General features: G+C 33.1%; 16 protein-coding genes. 11 read left to right on the top strand and 5 right to left on the bottom strand.

From position 1 onward, the window contains the following. Window positions 1–152: 152 nt before the first annotated feature. From P8M54_RS07125 to P8M54_RS07095, 7 genes are read left to right on the top strand one after another with little or no spacing between them, the layout of a single operon-like run. The gene (locus P8M54_RS07125; protein ID WP_300286668.1) at window positions 153–515 is read left to right on the top strand and encodes an S-adenosylmethionine decarboxylase; all 363 of its coding nucleotides are present in this window, start codon (window positions 153–155) and stop codon (window positions 513–515) included. A 3-nt stretch (window positions 516–518) separates the two neighbouring features. Then, window positions 519–1,718, top strand: a complete 1,200-nt coding sequence (locus P8M54_RS07120; RefSeq protein WP_300286666.1) for a DUF4178 domain-containing protein — start codon at window positions 519–521, stop codon at window positions 1,716–1,718. Further along, on the top strand, window positions 1,706–1,888 hold the full coding sequence (locus P8M54_RS07115) for a hypothetical protein (RefSeq protein WP_300286664.1): 183 nt from the start codon (window positions 1,706–1,708) through the stop codon (window positions 1,886–1,888). Before P8M54_RS07120 ends, P8M54_RS07115 begins: the two co-directional genes overlap by 13 nt. A gap of 16 nt (window positions 1,889–1,904) precedes the next feature. Next, a complete protein-coding gene (locus tag P8M54_RS07110; RefSeq protein WP_300286662.1) occupies window positions 1,905–2,120 on the top strand; it encodes a DUF350 domain-containing protein in 216 nt (71 codons plus the stop codon). Beyond that, on the top strand, window positions 2,113–3,633 hold the full coding sequence (locus P8M54_RS07105; protein WP_300286660.1) for a polyamine aminopropyltransferase: 1,521 nt from the start codon (window positions 2,113–2,115) through the stop codon (window positions 3,631–3,633). Before P8M54_RS07110 ends, P8M54_RS07105 begins: the two co-directional genes overlap by 8 nt. Then, complete coding sequence (locus P8M54_RS07100; protein WP_300286658.1) at window positions 3,608–5,236, top strand: NAD(P)-binding protein; 1,629 nt, start codon at window positions 3,608–3,610, stop codon at window positions 5,234–5,236. The genes P8M54_RS07105 and P8M54_RS07100 overlap by 26 nt, the downstream gene beginning before the upstream one ends. Next, on the top strand, window positions 5,214–6,227 hold the full coding sequence (locus P8M54_RS07095; protein ID WP_300286656.1) for a hypothetical protein: 1,014 nt from the start codon (window positions 5,214–5,216) through the stop codon (window positions 6,225–6,227). Before P8M54_RS07100 ends, P8M54_RS07095 begins: the two co-directional genes overlap by 23 nt. Window positions 6,228–6,464: 237 nt before the next feature. Here P8M54_RS07095 and P8M54_RS07090 read toward each other — a convergent pair whose 3' ends face one another. Together P8M54_RS07090 and P8M54_RS07085 are read right to left on the bottom strand one after the other, a co-directional pair. Continuing rightward, entirely contained in the window at window positions 6,465–8,588 is a 2,124-nt protein-coding gene (locus P8M54_RS07090) for a Tex family protein (RefSeq protein WP_300286654.1), read from the bottom strand. 7 nt (window positions 8,589–8,595) lie between these two features. Beyond that, window positions 8,596–9,720, bottom strand: coding sequence for a Fic family protein (locus P8M54_RS07085; protein ID WP_300286652.1), 1,125 nt, complete (start codon window positions 9,718–9,720; stop codon window positions 8,596–8,598). A gap of 217 nt (window positions 9,721–9,937) precedes the next feature. Between P8M54_RS07085 and P8M54_RS07080 the strand changes: the two genes are divergently transcribed. After that, window positions 9,938–10,210: a DUF1294 domain-containing protein gene (locus tag P8M54_RS07080; RefSeq protein WP_300286650.1), complete on the top strand. Its 273-nt coding sequence runs from the start codon at window positions 9,938–9,940 to the stop codon at window positions 10,208–10,210. Here P8M54_RS07080 and P8M54_RS07075 read toward each other — a convergent pair whose 3' ends face one another. The 3 genes from P8M54_RS07075 to P8M54_RS07065 form a co-directional block, all read right to left on the bottom strand. Then, window positions 10,211–11,353, bottom strand: a complete 1,143-nt coding sequence (locus tag P8M54_RS07075; protein ID WP_300286647.1) for an AAA family ATPase — start codon at window positions 11,351–11,353, stop codon at window positions 10,211–10,213. A 291-nt stretch (window positions 11,354–11,644) separates the two neighbouring features. After that, window positions 11,645–12,076 carry a ribose 5-phosphate isomerase B gene (rpiB, locus tag P8M54_RS07070; RefSeq protein ID WP_300286645.1) on the bottom strand — a complete coding sequence of 144 codons (432 nt, stop codon included), beginning with the start codon at window positions 12,074–12,076 and terminating at the stop codon, window positions 11,645–11,647. 683 nt (window positions 12,077–12,759) lie between these two features. After that, a complete protein-coding gene (locus tag P8M54_RS07065; protein ID WP_300286643.1) occupies window positions 12,760–12,999 on the bottom strand; it encodes a DUF2007 domain-containing protein in 240 nt (79 codons plus the stop codon). Between the two features lie 121 nt (window positions 13,000–13,120). Between P8M54_RS07065 and rnr the strand changes: the two genes are divergently transcribed. From rnr to P8M54_RS07050, 3 genes are read left to right on the top strand one after another with little or no spacing between them, the layout of a single operon-like run. Continuing rightward, on the top strand, window positions 13,121–15,310 hold the full coding sequence (gene rnr, locus P8M54_RS07060; RefSeq protein ID WP_300286641.1) for a ribonuclease R: 2,190 nt from the start codon (window positions 13,121–13,123) through the stop codon (window positions 15,308–15,310). 5 nt (window positions 15,311–15,315) lie between these two features. Beyond that, window positions 15,316–15,984 (top strand): head GIN domain-containing protein, encoded by a 669-nt coding sequence (locus P8M54_RS07055; RefSeq protein ID WP_300286639.1) that lies wholly within the window; start codon window positions 15,316–15,318, stop codon window positions 15,982–15,984. 37 nt (window positions 15,985–16,021) lie between these two features. Next, a complete protein-coding gene (locus tag P8M54_RS07050) occupies window positions 16,022–16,705 on the top strand; it encodes a LysE family transporter (protein WP_300286637.1) in 684 nt (227 codons plus the stop codon). Window positions 16,706–18,280: the final 1,575 nt, after the last annotated feature.

Raw genomic sequence — 18,280 nt, 5'->3', positions numbered from 1 at the left:
ACAAAGCCTGCTTTGAGTGATCAAAACAGTCGAGAGCTCTTACCTAGTCAAGTAACTAGCGCTAATTAATGAAACAATAAAAATACGCTTTGCATTCTCAAAAAATACAGTATTTTAGTACCCAAAATATTTTTGCTGTTATAACTTTATAAATGAATCAAATACCGTATTCGCCTGGTTTACACAAATTGGTTACCCTTGATGTAGCAAACTTGGATACCCTTACTTCTAGCCAAAAATTCATCTCTTTTTCTGAAGGTTTGTTGTTGAAATACGAACTGGAAAAAGTAGGCATCAGTGTTCATGATTTTGATAATGATAGTTTTACCATTGCCATTTGCTTGAAGGAATCTCATATTTGCATTCATACTTGGCCTGAGTTTGGACAACTGACTTTGGATGTGTATTTGTGCAATTATTTGCAGGACAACACACAAAAAGTAAAGGATATTACGGCAGATTATATTGCTTATTTTGAAGCAGTGGTACTTAAAGATTTTGAAATTAACAGATAAGATATGAAAGTAACTTGCTTTAATTGCAATAACACAACAACATTAGAGGTTCTTTTTGAGGTCGAATCTTTCGCATGTCCGCATTGCGTGTACACGTATAAGAACACCCGCAGCGAAGGATTAAAATACTTTAACAAATCAGAACCTTACTACTATAAATACCAATTTAAAGTAGGTTCAAAGGCAAATTTTGATGGTATCGAATATCAAGTTACTGGCCTCCTGATAAAATCAAGCAACGGATACGAGTGGACGGAATACATTCTTGAAAGTAAAAAAGGAGAGTACTTGTACCTATCGGAATCAAACGGACATTGGATACTTTTGAACCAAATTGATTTTGATAAAAAAGTTGGCAATCACCCGAAGACAGTGGAATATCAGGATATAATTTACGACCGCTACAATTATTGTTACCCAACATTAGTTGCCGCTCAAGGATTTTTTGACTTTGATATTTACTCGAAATTCGAAATTATCGAATATATAAATCCACCCTTAATGCTTTCTTTCGAAAAATTGGGTGCCAATCAAACTTGTTTCTTTGGAAAACATATTTCTAGAAGCGCAATCAAAAAAGCATTTAATACCACTGACCTAGATAAAAAAACGGGTATAGGTCAAGTACAACCTTTTCTATTCAATATTCGCAATTTGGGATTGACCTGTGCCTCGGTTGCAATGGTGATTTTAGTGAGCCATTGGTACATGAATTTGGGTCGTGTAGAACAAAATGTTTTGAATACTGAGATGTCCTTTGACCAATACACCAACAAAGAATATGTAACGCCAGCCTTTAATTTAAAAGGAAGTTCAGCACCTTTGTCTGTAAGAGTTCATACCAATGTTAATAATTCGTGGGCTAATGTTCAACTAGCTTTGATTAATGAAAATACGGGCGAAGAAACTTATGCCAACAAGGATATTGAGTATTATCACGGTTATACCGATGGTGAAAACTGGACTGAAGGAAGTGAAACAAATGAGTTTAATATTTGTGGTGTAGCCGCAGGAAAGTACCATTTGGCCATTACACCTATGAAGGCGCCAGAAGATGTGCAAAATCAATCCTTACAAATAAGCGCATCATGGTCTAAACCATCGTATAGAAATGTCTATATGACCTTTATTTTTATGATTGTATTTGTTATTGGAATGTATTACCTCAACCAAAATTTTGAAAACAAACGATGGGAAGAATAACCGATTTTATCAAAACAAATTACCTTTCGCTACTTATTGGCTTGTGCTTTTATGGTATTTACATGTACTATAATACAAACGGAAACCAAATATGCGACTGCGAAACAACCGAAAATTATAGACCTACTCAAGGAAACCGTAGTTCTATCAACCATTTTTATCATAAATAATTAAAACCGCAACATCATGGAAATATTGACAATGAAACCCGTTTTAGCTTCTATTGTTTTCTCACTTTTAGGAATCGTAATTCTTTTGATTGCGTATTTTATTATCGAAAAACTTACTCCAGAGAATACTTGGAACGAAATTTCGAAAAACAATAATGTGGCACTAGCAATTGTTTTTGCTGCCTTTATCATTGGAATTTCAATGATTATTAGTGCCGCGATTCATGGGTAAAAATTTTCTGAAATTCGAATATTTACTGCTATTTGCCGTATTTACCATTGCCACCTGCGGACTTGTGTATGAACTTGTTGCGGGTACTTTGGCGAGTTATTTATTGGGCGATTCGGTCAAACAATTTTCATTTATCATTGGTGTTTATCTATTTTCGATGGGCGTGGGTTCTTATTTTTCGAAATTCCTGACCAAGAACTTACTCAATACTTTTGTCGAAATCGAAATACTAGTCGGACTGATTGGTGGACTAAGTTCGGTATTTTTATTTTTACTGTTTGAAAGTGTGTATTCGTTTCAGCTCCTGCTCTATTTCTTGGTTTTCGTAACCGGTTGTTTGGTAGGATTAGAGATTCCGTTATTGATGAATATTCTCAAGGACAAAATCGAATTTAGAGATTTGGTTTCGAATGTTTTTACCTTCGATTACATTGGTGCTTTGTTGGCATCAGTTCTTTTTCCATTGTTTTTGGTGCCCAAATTAGGTATTATGGGTACGTCTCTATTCTTCGGAATGATTAATATTTCGATCGCCATTGCCTTGTGTTTCTTATTGAAAAAAGAACTGAAAAAAGTTTATTTCTTAAAGAGTAAAGCAATTGTATCGATCTTGATTTTATTAACGGTTTTTATATTCTCAGATAAAATATTGGCCTATTCTGAAGGTAAATTGTACGGCGAAAACATCATTTATACCAACACTACGGCCTACCAACGCATTGTTTTGACGCACAACAAAAGCGATTATCGCTTGTATTTGAACAACAATTTACAATTTAGTTCTGCTGACGAATACCGCTATCACGAAGCTTTGGTACATCCTGCTATGTCGATGGCCAAAAAAGTAGATAACGTACTAATTCTAGGCGGTGGCGACGGTCTTGCTGCTAGAGAAATTTTAAAATACAAAGAGGTTAAAAAAATAACCCTAGTCGATTTGGACGAAGGCATGACCAGAATGTTCAAAACCAACGCAATTTTGAGGGGTTTTAATCAAAATTCCTTGAACAATCCTAAGGTTACCGTTTACAACAAAGACGCCTACATCTGGTCAAAAAATTGCACCGAAAAATTTGATGTGGTGATTATTGACTTTCCTGATCCGTCCAATTATAGTTTGGGAAAGTTGTACTCACTCAACTTTTATGCAACCGTTCAAAAATCATTGAATCCAGATGCTGTTGTCGTTATACAAACGACTTCACCTTACTTTGCCCCTAAATCGTTTTGGTGTATCAACAAAACTGTGATGCAGGTTTTTCCACAGGTCGATGCATATCATGCCTACGTACCTTCGTTTGGAGAATGGGGTTATACGATAGCTATCAACAGTTTTGGCAGTACCTTTAATACTGTGAATCGAAAGGTAGATAGCCTTCGATTTTACAATTATCAGTTCGAAAAATTCAACTATTTCTCCGAAGATATGCTTTCGAAAAACATCGAAATCAACCGATTAGACAACCAAATACTAGTACGCTATTTTGATGAAGAATGGGGAAAATTACAATAACTCGAGAAGAACGTTCTTCAAATCGATAGCCGCTTCTTTGCTAATTATTCCGTTTTTGGATGCTTGCAAAGAAAAAGCAATCACTTTGTTGATTCGTTTATCGGGTACCAATCATATTTTGGGACATAAATTGAGAATACAAAATTTCCCCAAACCAACCAAGGAAATTTCGATTCCGTATTTGATTGTAGGTGGCGGAATATCGGGTTTAAGCGCTGCCAGACAATTGACAAAAAAAGGAATAACCGATTTTTTGATGGTTGAATTGGAAGACCATTTGGGAGGAAATTCATCAAATGGTGAAAATAAATACTCCAAGTATCCATTGGGTGCACATTACTTGCCTTTACCCAATTTAGAAGACAAAGAATTACTGCAATTTCTTACCGAAGAGAAAATTATCTTAGGCTATGATACCAATGGATTACCACAATTTGACGAAACCCAACTTACTTTTGCACCAGACGAACGCCTATTTTACAAAAACAACTGGCAAGAAGGTTTGGTTCCTAAACAAGGAAATTCAGTTCTAGAAGATGAAGAACTAAATCGTTTTTTCAAATTAATGGCTGATTTTCGAACAAAAAAAGACCCCAACGGAAAGTTTTGGTTTATGATTCCGTTATCACAATCGGCAACAAATGAAGCGGTAAAAGCATTAGATTCTGTTACAATGCAACAATGGTTTGTTTCGAATAATTTTACTTCAAAACCGCTATTTGATTATATTGATTACTGCTGCAAAGATGATTTTGGATTGGGAATTGACTATGTTTCTGCCTACGCCGGAATCCATTATTTTGCGGGTCGAAAGCAAAATACGAGTCCAGACAAAAGCGATACTGTACTTACTTGGCCCGAAGGAAATGCAAGATTGGCACAGCATTTACAGAAGTATGTAGTTGGAAAATCGTTGAAAAATCATTTGATGTACAACATCAAAATTGAGGACAACAAAGCCGTTGCCACTGTTTTTGACAATAAAACCAAAACATCAACTACCATTACTGCCGATAAAATTGTGCTTGCAACTCCACAATTTGTTAATCAATACCTTTTAGAAAACAGAAAAAATTTGGTAAAACAATTTCATTACACGCCTTGGATGTTGGCCACTCTGGTTGTATCTGATCTTGTTGATAATAATAGTTTTCCGCTTTGTTGGGACAATGTGATTTATGGTTCAAAAGGCTTGGGCTATGTGTATGACCAGCACCAATCGTTGCAGCAAATTCAGGATAGAAAAGTTATTACGTACTACTATAGTTTTTCGTCATCTGATTTAAAAAAGACAAGACGAGACTTACACAAAAAACCAAAAGAGTATTGGAAACAAGTGGTCTTTAATGATCTAAAAATTGCTCATCCAACAATTGAAGAAGACACCGAAAGCATCGAAATTCATCTTCTGGGTCACGGAATGGTAAGTCCCGTTCCTGGTTTTATTTATGGTCAAGCCAAAAAAGAAGCAGCTAAACCCATCGACAATAAAATCTACTTTGCTCATACTGACTTGGCCGGAATTTCAGTTTTTGAAGAAGCTTTTCACCAAGGAATTAACGCCGTAAACCAAATGATTGATGGAACAACCTTGGATTCATAAAGCCAAAACCGATAGCATTTTTATATTGCTTCCCTCCTTTTTGGTGGTAGCAATGGTGTTTTTGTTTCAAAATCAACTCAAGGTTATTGAAGAACATTATTCTTTTTATACCTGGCTTTTTCTAATTGTTTTTATTGATGTCGCACATGTATATGCAACCTTGTTCAAAACCTACTTTGTAGCATCAGAATTTAAAAAAAGAAGAAAGTTGCTCATCGGATTACCAATAATTTGTTTTGTTATTGGTATGCTTTTGTTTTCATTTGGGAGTGCCGTTTTTTGGTCTATTTTAGCCTATATTGCCGTATTCCATTTCATACGACAACAATATGGCTTCATGCGATTGTATGCTCGCAACGAGCCGAAAAAATGGGCTTGGATCGATAATTTAATTATTTATACCGCGACGATCTATCCCATGTTGTTTTGGTTTTTGTCGCCTACGCGAAAATTCAACTGGTTTGTAGCAAATGAATTTTTCCAATTTGAAAATCCCTTTTTGCTTGAAATCCTAGCATGGATTTATGGTGGAATCCTGTTATTTTATATTCTTCGAACAATTTATTTAACCCTAAAAACCAAATCGTTCAACATACCAAAAAACGCTATTATCTTAGGTACAATACTGTCCTGGTATTTTGGAATTGTATATTTTAACAACGATTTGGTTTTTACACTACTCAACGTTGTTTCTCACGGAATTCCGTATATCGCATTGATCTACCTTAGCGAAATTGAGAAAAAACCAACCTCAGATTTGGGCTGGATGCATTTTTTGAAGAACTTTCAAGGTGTTTTTATTTTTCTATTCATTCTAGTTATAATGGCTTTTTCCGAAGAATACCTATGGGAATTCATGGTCTGGAATGAACAATTTTCGGGAAAAAAGCAGGACTTTTCCAATTGGTATTTTATAATAGTTCCTTTATTAACGGTGCCGCAGTTTACGCACTACCTTTTGGATGGCTTTATCTGGAAAACTAAGCGATAATTAACAAATCGTAACATTTACAACACACTAATTTGTCACTCAGAAAGAGTCTCTAGTCAATTGCCCACTGTAATTGAAAAGCTTGCAACGTGACAAACTGAACGAAATTTTTTATACACAACATTTTCAGTATTCTTTTCATAATTTTTGTCACTCTGAAAGAGTCTTTAATTAGGATACCAACAGTCGCTGAGACGCTTTCAGCGTGACAAACTAAATACCAAATGGTATGCTAACTTAAATCACCATCGTCAATTGAATTCTCTTTCGATCCTCATCTACTTCCGTGACTTTTACGGTTACATGTTGGTGTAACTTCACTACTTCGTTAACATCGCTTACAAAGCCTGCTTTGAGTTGAGAGATGTGAACCAAACCACTTTCTTTGACTCCGATGTCAACAAAACAACCAAAATTGGTGATGTTGTTCACAATTCCAGGCAAAATCATTCCTGATTTTACGTCTTTTATGGTTTTTACATTCGGGTCAAATTCGAAAACTTTAGCTGCTTTTCTCGGGTCTAATCCGGGTTTTTCTAATTCTTTAATAATGTCTTTTAGCGTCAGTAAACCAATTTCTGGAGTGATGTACTTCTCGGGTTTGATTAAGGCCGTTTTCTCTTTATTAGCAATTAAATCATTAACAGTTAGTTTCAAATCTTTTGCCATTTTTTCAACAATCGGATAGGCTTCAGGATGCACTGCCGAGTTGTCCAACGGGTTTTTAGCATTCGAAATTCGGATAAAAGCGACTCCTTGTTGATAGGCTTTCTCGCCCAAGCGAGGCACTTTCTTCAATTGTTTTCTGTTTTCGAAAGGACCATTTTCAGAACGATAGTTTACAATATTTTCGGCCAGCTTCTCTCCTATTCCACTCACGTAGCTTAGTAAATGTTTACTTGCCGTATTAATATTTATTCCAACCGAATTCACGCAACGAATTACGGTATTATCCAATTCTTCTTTTAGTTTATTTTGGTCCACATCGTGTTGGTACTGCCCTACTCCAATGGCTTTTGGGTCAATTTTTACCAACTCTGCCAATGGATCTGAAAGTCGTCTTCCAATCGAAACTGAACCACGTACGGTTACATCATAATCCGGAAATTCTTCACGAGCAATTTTAGAAGCTGAATATACCGAAGCGCCCGACTCTGAAACGATAAATACTTGCACTGGTTTATCAAATGCGATTTTTTTGATGAAAAATTCGGTTTCACGAGATGCGGTTCCGTTTCCTATCGAGATGGCATCAATTTTATAGGCATTGACCATCGATTTAATCTTTTTCATCGCCATGGCTGTTTCATTCTGTGGCGCGTGTGGATAGATATTTTCATTGTACAATAAATCTCCCTTTTCGTCCAGACAAACTACTTTACAACCGCTCCTAAATCCTGGGTCGATAGCCAAAATACGTTTTTCGCCCAATGGTGGCGCCAAAAGTAACTGCCCTAAATTATTAGCAAATACCTGAATCGAACTAGCATCGGCCTTTGCTTTGGCTTCTTGCAAGGCTTCGTTGGATATTGCTGGATTTAGTAAACGTTTATAACTGTCTTCAATGGCTAATTGTACATGTGGCGTACTCGCGCTTTGTCCTTTTAGAACCAAAGCATCAATAATATCATAAGCTTCGTCTAGATCAACTTCAACTTTAAACTTGATGAATCCCTCATTTTCGGCACGCAACATCGCCATTAATCGGTACGAAGGAGCTTTAGTCAACGGCTCTGACCACTCAAAATACTGATTGAACTTTTGAGCAGCTTCGTCATCTTTTTTGCTTTTGACAACCTTAGTAGTAATGGTTGCTTTACGCTCGTATAAGCGACGCAATTGCTTTCGAACATAAATATTTTCGTTAATCCATTCGGCTACAATATCACGTGCTCCTTGCAAAGCAGCGTCTTCATTGATGACATTATCATTCAAATATTTGGTCGAAAGAAAATCTACATCATCATTGTTTTGTGCCATGATGATTTTAGCCAAAGGTTCCAATCCGTTTTCACGAGCAACATCGGCTTTGGTTTTTTTCTTCTTTTTATAGGGTAAATAGAAATCTTCTAGCTCTTGCAAATCAAAACTTTTATCAATTTTTGCAAACAAAGTTTCGTTCATTGCACCTTGCTCCATGATGGATTTCAAGATAGCTTCTTTACGTTTCACGACTACTTCGTACTCTTTTTGGAGTTTGGCTATATTTTCGATTTGTACTTCGTCTAGATTTCCAGTAGTATCTTTTCGATACCTAGAAATAAATGGAACTGTACAATCTTCTTGTAATAATTGAACGGTTTTTTGAATATTGATTGCTGCTGTAGCAACCGATTTGGATATGTATTGTATGTTGGTCATTGTATTGTTAATTGAATAATTTTATATAGGTGTCAAATACGTAAATTTTACCTCTCTTGCTTCCTGTAATTTCTTTTAAGATTTTCATAGCTACCAAGTCTTCCAAAATTTTGTAGGCTGTAACTTGTGAAACCCCAGTTATTTCTATCACTTTAAAAACATTAACAGTTGGTTTTTGGTATAGAAATTCCATGATACTTAATAAGTGATGAATTCTATTTCCTGTAATTTTAATTTTTTCATCAATATCCTTCTTTAGTTTTAAAACAGCATCAAAGGTGTTTATTCCGCTTTTAGCGGTTTCTATAATACCCACCAAGAAAAATTTAAACCATTGTTTTAAATCATTTTTGGTTCTCACATTCATCAAATTATCATAATAGTATTTTCGGTTTCTTTCAAAAAAATCAGATAAATACAAAACAGGTTTTTTAAGAATTGTTTTGTCTACTAAATAAAGTGTAATCAATAATCTACCAACCCTTCCGTTGCCATCTAAAAATGGGTGAATCGTTTCAAATTGATAGTGAATTAAGGCTATTTTTAATAAATCAGGGAAATAAAACTCTTCATTATGAGCAAATTTTTCTAAATCACTCATCAATTCGGCTACTGAATTCTGAACAGGAGGAATAAATGTAGCGTCATTAATAGAGGCTCCACCTATCCAGTTTTGGCTGGTTCTAAATTCGCCTGGTAATTTGTTTTGACCTCGGACACCTTGCAATAAAATTTTATGAGTTTCCTTGATTAACCGTGTTGAAAACGGAAGAGTATCTAATTGTTTGATGGCCGTATTCATCGCTTCAATATAATTTTGCACTTCTTCCCAATCGTCCCTTTTATCCAAAACTATATCTTCCTTGTCTAATAACGCCTCCTCTATATTCGTTTGTGTTCCCTCAATTTTACTACTTTGAGTAGCTTCCTTCAAAACATGCATACTGATAAACATATCAATATTTGGAATATACTCCGAATACATATCCAATCTTCCCAATTGCCTATCCGCTTGCGAAAGTAATTGTTGAATTTCCATATCATCCAATAACCAATGTTTATTAATGAACGAAGGTTGAAAGCTTTTATAATAGCCTTGATTTTCAAAATTTCCTGATTTGTAGTTATTCATTTCCTCCTATTTATAAAACAAAGATAGTTCTTAATTCAAAAAAATGGTTTTTTTTAAATTAAGAAATACTATTAATTCAAAAAAGTGGTGTTTTTTAAATTAAGAATTTTTACTGATTTAATTTATACATTATTTTTAAATTAATGTACTAACTGTTATTACAACCAACTCTATTTTTAAAATAAGATATCTTTGCTCCAAATTATACATTCAATACATGATTTTATTTTTTATTTTTTTAGCTTTAAACCTAATTGCTTTTATACTTATCGCCTACGATAAATACCTAGCAAAAAATCAAAAAAGACGCATTCCTGAACGAACACTTTTAGGTTTTGTATTGATCGGTGGGACTATTGGTTCTGGATTAGCAATGCAAATTTTTAGACATAAAACAGCAAAGAGGAGTTATTTACTAAAGTTTTGGGGAATAGTTATTTTGCAAATGCTACTATTATATGCCTTTTATCATTTTGATTTAGGAAGATAATTATAGAATAAAATCCAAATAATTAGACTTATTAATTACTTCAAAGCCTGCCTCTGGATACGCTTTTGCGAAAGCGGTAGGAACTTTAACTTTCTTGTTTTCATTCCACTTAAACTCAAAACCGGTGAGCATATCTCCCCTTACTTCCAACCAATCTAATTCTTGTTGGTCATAAGTGCGCCAAAAGTAATTATTGGTTGTAATTTTGTGATAATGCTGTTTTTTAATTCGTTCTACGGCTAAATAATTTTCCCATAAATCACCAACATCATTTCGAGCATCCAATCGATTAAAATTATTAATTATTCCGTTTCGAATGCCATTATCATAAAAGTACCATCTACTTGATTTTACAATTTCTTTTCTCAAATTTCGGCTGAAACCCTCCACTTTAAATAAAATGAAAACTTTAGACAAAAGATCCAGATAATTTGCCACCGTATTTTTTGAAATTTGCAATTGATTACCCAATTCTTGCACTGAAACTTCTTTACCTACTTGATAAGCAATCAATCGCAAGAGATTGTATATTTTATCCGCTTGCTTAATACCTTCAAAAGCTAAAATATCTTTGAGTAAATACGAGTTAATAATTTCGAATAAGTACTCTTTCTTCTCCTCCCAGTCTTGATATTGCATTAATTCAGGATAACCTCCAAAAAGTAAACGCTCTTCTAAATTTTCAGTGGTTTGTTTGAAATTTTCGTGAGTCGAAAATTCCATTTGTGCCAACGGAAAAAGATACATTGTGTTTTTTCGACCTACCAATGGTTCACCTAAATTATTGTTTAAATCAAATATAGAAGATCCTGTTGCAATAATTTTAATACCCTCAATGGAATCTACTATCAATTTCAATATCAAACCGATTTCAGGAATGGTTTGTGCTTCGTCAATTACTAATAAATCAATATTAGTTAATAGACGTTTATAATTAGCTACAGAACGCTCTTGTAATAAATTAGCATCTTGAATATCTTCACCATTCAATTGCAGATAACTTCCCTCGCGTACCGTTTTGAGATAATTTTTAATCAATTCTGTTTTACCAACACGCCTTGCGCCCAACAAAATCAATACTTTATTAGGTAAAACTTTTTTACTAAAATTGTCAAAAATGGCTCTCGTTAAGTAACTTTTCATCACATTCTAATTAAAATTTAGATCAAATATACTTTAAAAAATGTAAATACCGTCAGTCAACTGACTCAATTTACATTAATACCGTCAGTTGACTGACTGAATTAACGTTAATTCAGTCAATAGAAAATAAAAAAACCGCAAATACATTTTTATAATTCATGTATTTGCGGTTCAATTTATTTATGAAACCAAGTTATTCAATTGTTTTATACCTTCTAGTTTAGAATTGAAATAACCAACTTTTAAAAAACTTAGAAACTCAGCTACTTATAATCTTTAAAAAAAAACTACTTATTGACAAGCAATTTTATTCACTCTATTTTGATGTCTTCCACCTTCAAAAGCAGTGTTCAAGAATGTATCTACAATTTCAACAGCTTGCTCGATTGAAGTAAAACGTGCTGGAATACTCACCACATTGGCATCGTTATGCAAACGTGTTAGATAAGCAATTTCTTTAGTCCAACACAAACCAGCTCGTACTCCGGCATGTTTGTTAACCGTCATTGCAATTCCGTTTCCGCTTCCGCAAATAACAATTCCAAAATCAGCTTTACCTGTTTCAACATCTGTAGCTACAGGATGCCCAAAATCAGGATAATCCACTGAGTCTACTGAGTCAGTACCATGATTAGTGACTGCGTACCCTTTTGCTTCAAGCATTTTAACAATTGCTTTTTTATACTCTGGACCAGCGTGATCGTTTCCTATTGAAATTTTCATTTTTTATTATGTTAAGTTGTGTTTTGCAAATTTACCAAAAGATAACTACATATTATAGGTCTGCTTTTTGTTTGTTTTTTAAATTATGTGTATTCTCTTTTTTTAACCTCTTAAGTACCACTAATACAGGAATTTATGAGGTTATTAACAAATATAATAAATACATAAAACCTTGTAAATCAGTATATAATTCGAATATAAAATGTTAATATTTTGCATTGTTAATAGCAAAACGCAAATGCTTGAAATTCAGTTAACTTTAAATTAACATACAATGTTAATAAGTTCGGATAGAATATTAGAAGTATTTTTTGGTTCTTAACTTAAAAAGAGTAATCCAAAACCCACTTTTAAAAACCTAATTTAGTTTGGTTAATTTTTAGAAAAGTTATCAATACTAAAAAGTAGTTTGTCAACATTTTTTTAAAAAATACTTATTTACATTTTCTATTAATTTTAGTTTATCAACCATTGTTAATTAAAATTGAATATCGTTTGAAAATAAGAACTTTAAGAATAAACAACTATGTTAATAACTCGATATAAAAGAGCATAACTTCTATTCAAACCTTTTTCTACTAAATTTATAGTAACTATTAACAGACTATAATAACCAGTAAAAAGGATTTTAAATTTAATTTTTCTTTTTGTTTATTTATATATATGTTGACAACTTTCAAAAATTAAACGATTTTCAATTTGTTATCGTATTTCATTTCTTGAAGAATTGTTTTCACGGTTTCAAAATCGTTGGGATGAATTTTAAGTGTGATTCCGCCCAATGCATTCGAATACATTGGAGCAAAAGAAGACATGATTTCGTTTTCAAAAAAATACTGTAATTCTTCTTGATCTAATCTATGTTTTAAAATTTGTATTTCATGGACGTAATCGAAGACTGCTATTGTAATAAATTTTTCCATATTTTGTTTCTTTGCATAAATATACAACTTACTATTGAAAGTTATATTTTCTTTAAAACTGCCTGCTATTTTCTTATAACTGTTAACTATTTTGTAATTTTCGGCTTTTAAGAAACGATTTATGGGAAAAAGATTAAGAAAGCCGATCAAGAAAGAGAAAGATTTCTCTGAAAAAATTATAAAAATATTATCGCAAAGTGCCAATAAAGCATTCAATTTTAAACAAATAGGTGCTAAACTAGAACTTGATGATACCGAAAGTAGAAATCAAATTATAAAAGATCTCAAAATATTAGCTGCTCAAAACAAGATTATTGAGAGTGAACCAGGGAAATATTTAATAAAAGCTGCAAGTCAAGATTACTACGAAGGAAAAATAGATATGACAGGTCGTAAGACTGCTTTTTTTGTTTGTCCTGACTTAGACGATGATGTTTTTATACCAACAGCTAATTTAAACCGAGCGCTGGATAAGGATATTGTAAAGGTTTATGTGTACAATAGACGAAAAGGTAAACGTCCAGAAGGAGAAGTTATTGAAGTGGTAGAAAGACACAAAACAGACTTTGTTGGTGTAATTGACATTCAAAAGAACTTTGCTTTTGTCTCTACAGCTAATCCAAAAATGTATACCGATATTTTTATTCCAAAGGATAAATTAGGAGAAGCGGAGCAAGGTGATGTTGTTTTAGTTCATATCGAAGATTGGCCAAAAAGAGCCGATAGTCCATTTGGATCAGTTATAAAAGTGTTAGGGAAACCAGGACAACACGATACAGAGATTCATGCTATTTTAGCTGAATATGGTTTGCCATCCGAGTTTCCGATTGAGGTGGAGACGTTTGCACAAAAAATAGATACATCAATTACTCCAGAAGAAATAGCTAATCGTAGAGACATGCGTGATACGCTAACATTTACGATTGATCCTAAAGACGCTAAAGATTTTGATGATGCGTTGTCATTTAAACAATTAGAAAATGGAAATTACGAAATTGGTATTCACATTGCCGATGTTTCGTATTATCTGGAAGAAGGTACCATTCTTGATGACGAAGCATATCAAAGAGCTACCTCTGTTTATTTAGTAGATAGAGTAGTGCCTATGTTACCCGAAGTACTTTCTAATTTTGCGTGTTCTTTACGTCCACAGGAGGAAAAATATACCTTTTCTGCTGTTTTTGAAATTTCAAAAAAAGCCGAAGTTATTAACCAATGGTTTGGTAGAACTGTTATTTTCTCGGATCAACGTTTTGCATACGAAGAAGCACAATACATCATAGAGACTAAAGACGATACGATTCCGGTAGAAACTTCTATAACGGGTAGTTCTTATAAAGTTGCTCCAGAAATTGTCGCAGCGACACTTAAATTGGATGAATTAGCTAAAATTTTACGTAGGAAGAGGATGAACGATGGAGCGATTTCTTTTGATAAAGTAGAAGTGAAGTTTAACTTGAGTGAAGCAGGGGAACCCGAAGGTGTTTACTTTAAAGTTTCTAAAGATGCCAACCATCTTATTGAAGAGTTCATGCTATTAGCAAATAGAAAAGTAGCAGAGTTTATTGGTAAACAAAAGAAAACTTTTATTTATAGAATTCACGATGAACCTAACGAAGATAAACTGTTTGCTATGCAAGCTTTGATTTCTAAGTTTGGGTATAAAATCGATTTTAGACAAGGGGATGTTTCTAAAGCTTTAAACCAATTAATGGCTGATGTAAACGGAACTAAGGAACAAAATCTAATTGATACTCTTGCTATTCGCTCGATGAGTAAAGCCAAATATTCGACTGATAATATTGGTCATTACGGACTAGCATTTGATTATTACTCTCATTTTACTTCGCCAATTCGTCGTTATCCGGACGTTATGGTACACCGTTTGCTACAACATTACTTAGACGGAGGTAAATCTGCTGATGAGGAATTGTATGAAACGAAGTGTTTACATAGTTCAACAATGGAAGGACTTGCAACAAATGCCGAAAGAGATTCGATCAAATACATGCAAGTAAAATACATGCAAGATCACCAAGATCAAGAATTCTTGGGAGTTATTTCTGGTGTTACAGAGTGGGGAATTTTTGTTGAAATTATCGAAAACAAGTGCGAAGGAATGGTAAGAATTCGTGATATAAAAGACGATTATTACACTTTCGATGAAAAACAATATGCTTTAGTTGGTGCAACTTCACATCAATTATTACAATTAGGAGATGAAATTTACGTTAAAGTTAAAAATGCCGATCTAGTTAAAAAACAATTAGATTTCAATTTTTTAAGAAGAGTAAATGAACCAGTAAATTAAATAAAATGAAAAAAGTATTTATTATCGCAATAGCATTTGCAATGCAATCTGCTGTTGCACAAGTATCTAAAAACTTAGGTGATTTTAATACCGTAAAAGTGTATGATAAGCTAAATGTAAAATTAATCGCTAGCTCAGAAAACAAAGTTATAATTACAGGTTCTAGAGAAAAAGAAGTAGAGGTTGTTAACAATAATGGGGAATTGAAGTTAAGAATGCCTTTTCCTAAGTTACTATCCGGGAATGATATTACTATTCAATTATTTTATAAAAATATTGATGGAGTAGATGCTAATGAGGGCGCTTATGTTTCAAGTGAAGAAACTTTTGATGCTACCATTATGGATATTAGTGCACGTGAAGGAGCTGAAGTTCACCTGAATTTAGATGTAAACAAAGTGAATGTAAAAGCAGTTACGGGCGGTATCATTGTGCTTGAAGGTAAAGCAACCAATCAAGATATTACGATAATGACTGGTGGTGAGCTAGAAGCCAAAGATTTAATAACCAATCAAACTACGGTAAGTGTATCTGCAGGTGGAAATGCCGAAGTTAATGCAACTGTTTTAGTGGATGCAAAAGTAAAGGCTGGAGGTTCAGTTTGGGTTTATGGAAAGCCGAAGCAAATCAATAAAAAGACAGTTCTAGGAGGTACAATCGAAGAAAAAAATTAACTTGTGCTTTTATTCGGTATTTAAATTGTAATTTTTGATGATAAACGATATTTTATCAGGTATTCCTTGGGGAATTTTTTTAAGTTTTATGATTGGTCCTGTATTTTTTATTTTACTAGAAACTAGTATTATAAAAGGTTTTAGGGCTGCATTAGTATTTGACTTAGGCGTTGTTTTAGGAGACGTTTTTTTTATCGCAGTAGCCTATTTGGGAAGTTATAGATTAATTCAAAGTTTACAAGATAAGCCAGCTCTTTTTATATTTGGTGGAATTATAATGTTAGCCTATGGTGTTATTTCTTTTTTAAGTTTAAGAAAGGAAAAGAAAGTAAATACAACCGAGATTGATAAGGAAATCATCAAGAAAAATTATTTTAGTTTATTTATTAAAGGTTTTTTATTAAACGTTATAAACATAGGAGTTTTGGGTTTTTGGATGGCTGTTATTATATCAGTTGGACCCAAATTAGAAATGCAAAATAGCAGAATGTTTACCTTTTTTACTACCGTAATTATTACATATTTGTTAGTTGATTGTATCAAAATACTTTTAGCAAAGCAATTAAAATCTAAGATGACTCCAACCAATATTTTAAAGATTAAAAAAACAATAAGTATTGTTCTAATGGTTTTTGGGTTAGTATTAATTACTCAAGGTTGGTTTCCAAAAGAGAAGGAAATGGTTAAAAATGCCTTTCAAAAAATAGAAAATAAAGATTAATTTTTTTCAAAAAATAGAATCAAACCACTCTAATCGAGTGGTTTTTTTTTGTTCCTATTTTAAAAAAAGTGCTAATCATGTAGTTATCGTTGTGAAAAATGTGGGATTACCATCACTTTTAATTAGCGCCTAATAGCGTTTATATCCTTCGTCGAAATGACAAATTTGGTTTAGTTTGGCATATAAAAAAACCTCTAATTGTATTAAGTATTTTTAAAGTAGAGTACTTCCATATTACTTTATTTTGTCATTCCGAAAGAGGAGGAATCTCCGCTACGTGATACTAACAATTGATATAATTACTAGAGTTTTCTCCTTCGTCGAATTGACAAATTTAGGTTAGTTTGGTAAATAAAAAAACCTCCAAATTGCTTTCAAGATTTACTATATAAAAATCTGATTTTCCACTACTTTTTCATTCCGACAGAGGAGGAATCTCCATTACCATTCATTTACAATTGATAAAATTACTAGAGTTTTCTCCTTCGTCGAAAGGACAATTATAGGTGGGTTTGACATAAAAAAAATTTAAAAGTAATTTGGAGACATACTATATTAAACCCTTGTTTTCTTTTATTTTGTCATTCCGACAAAGGAGGAATCTCCATTACGATACACTAACAATTGATATAATTACTAGAGTTTTCTCCTTCGTCGAATTGGCAATTATAGGTGGTTTTGACATAAAAAAAACTTAAAAGCAATTGGAGAAATACTAAATTAAGCTCTTATTTTCTTTCATTTTGTCATTCCGACAGAGGAGGAATCTCCGCTACGTTATACTAACAATTGATATAATTATTAAAGTTTTATCCTTCGTCGAAATGATAATTTTGAGTGGGATCAACATAAAAAAAACTCCAAATTGCTTTGAAGGTTTTTAAAGTAGAGTATTTCCATATTACTTTAGTTTGTCATTCCGACAGAGGAGGAATCTCTATTACGATACATTAAAAAATGATACAATTACTAGAGTTTTCTCCTTCGTCGAAATGACAAATTCGGGTTGGTATATTAAAAAACCTCCAAATTGCCTCGAGTATTTTTAAAGTAGAGTACTGCCATTTTACCATAGTTTGTCATTCCGAGAGAGGAGGAATCTCCATTACGATTCATTAACAATTGATATAATTACTAAAGTTTTCTCCTTCGTTGAAATGACAATTATAGGTGGGTTTGACATAAAAAAATACTTAAAAGTAATTTGGAAACATACTATATTAAACTCTTGTTTTCTTTCATTTTGTCATTCCGACAGAGGAGGAATCTCCATAACAATACATTAAAAAATGATGGAAGTACTAGAGATTTCTCACTCGTCGAAAGGACAAATTTGGGTTAGTTTGGTAAATAAAAAAACCTCCAAATTGCTTTCAAGGTTTACTATATAAAAATCTGATTTTCCACTACTTTGTCATTCCGACAGAGGAGGAATCTCTATTACGATACACTAACAATTGATATAATTACTAGAGTTTTCTCCTTCGTCGAAATGTCAAAGTAGTGAAAAATCAGATTTTTATATAGTAAACCTTGAAAGCAATTTGGAGGTTTTTTAATATACCAAACTAACCC

The sequence above is a fragment of the Flavobacterium sp. genome, from assembly GCF_029242675.1.
Lineage (GTDB): Bacteria > Bacteroidota > Bacteroidia > Flavobacteriales > Flavobacteriaceae > Flavobacterium.
This window is presented reverse-complemented; position numbering and strand designations above follow the sequence as displayed.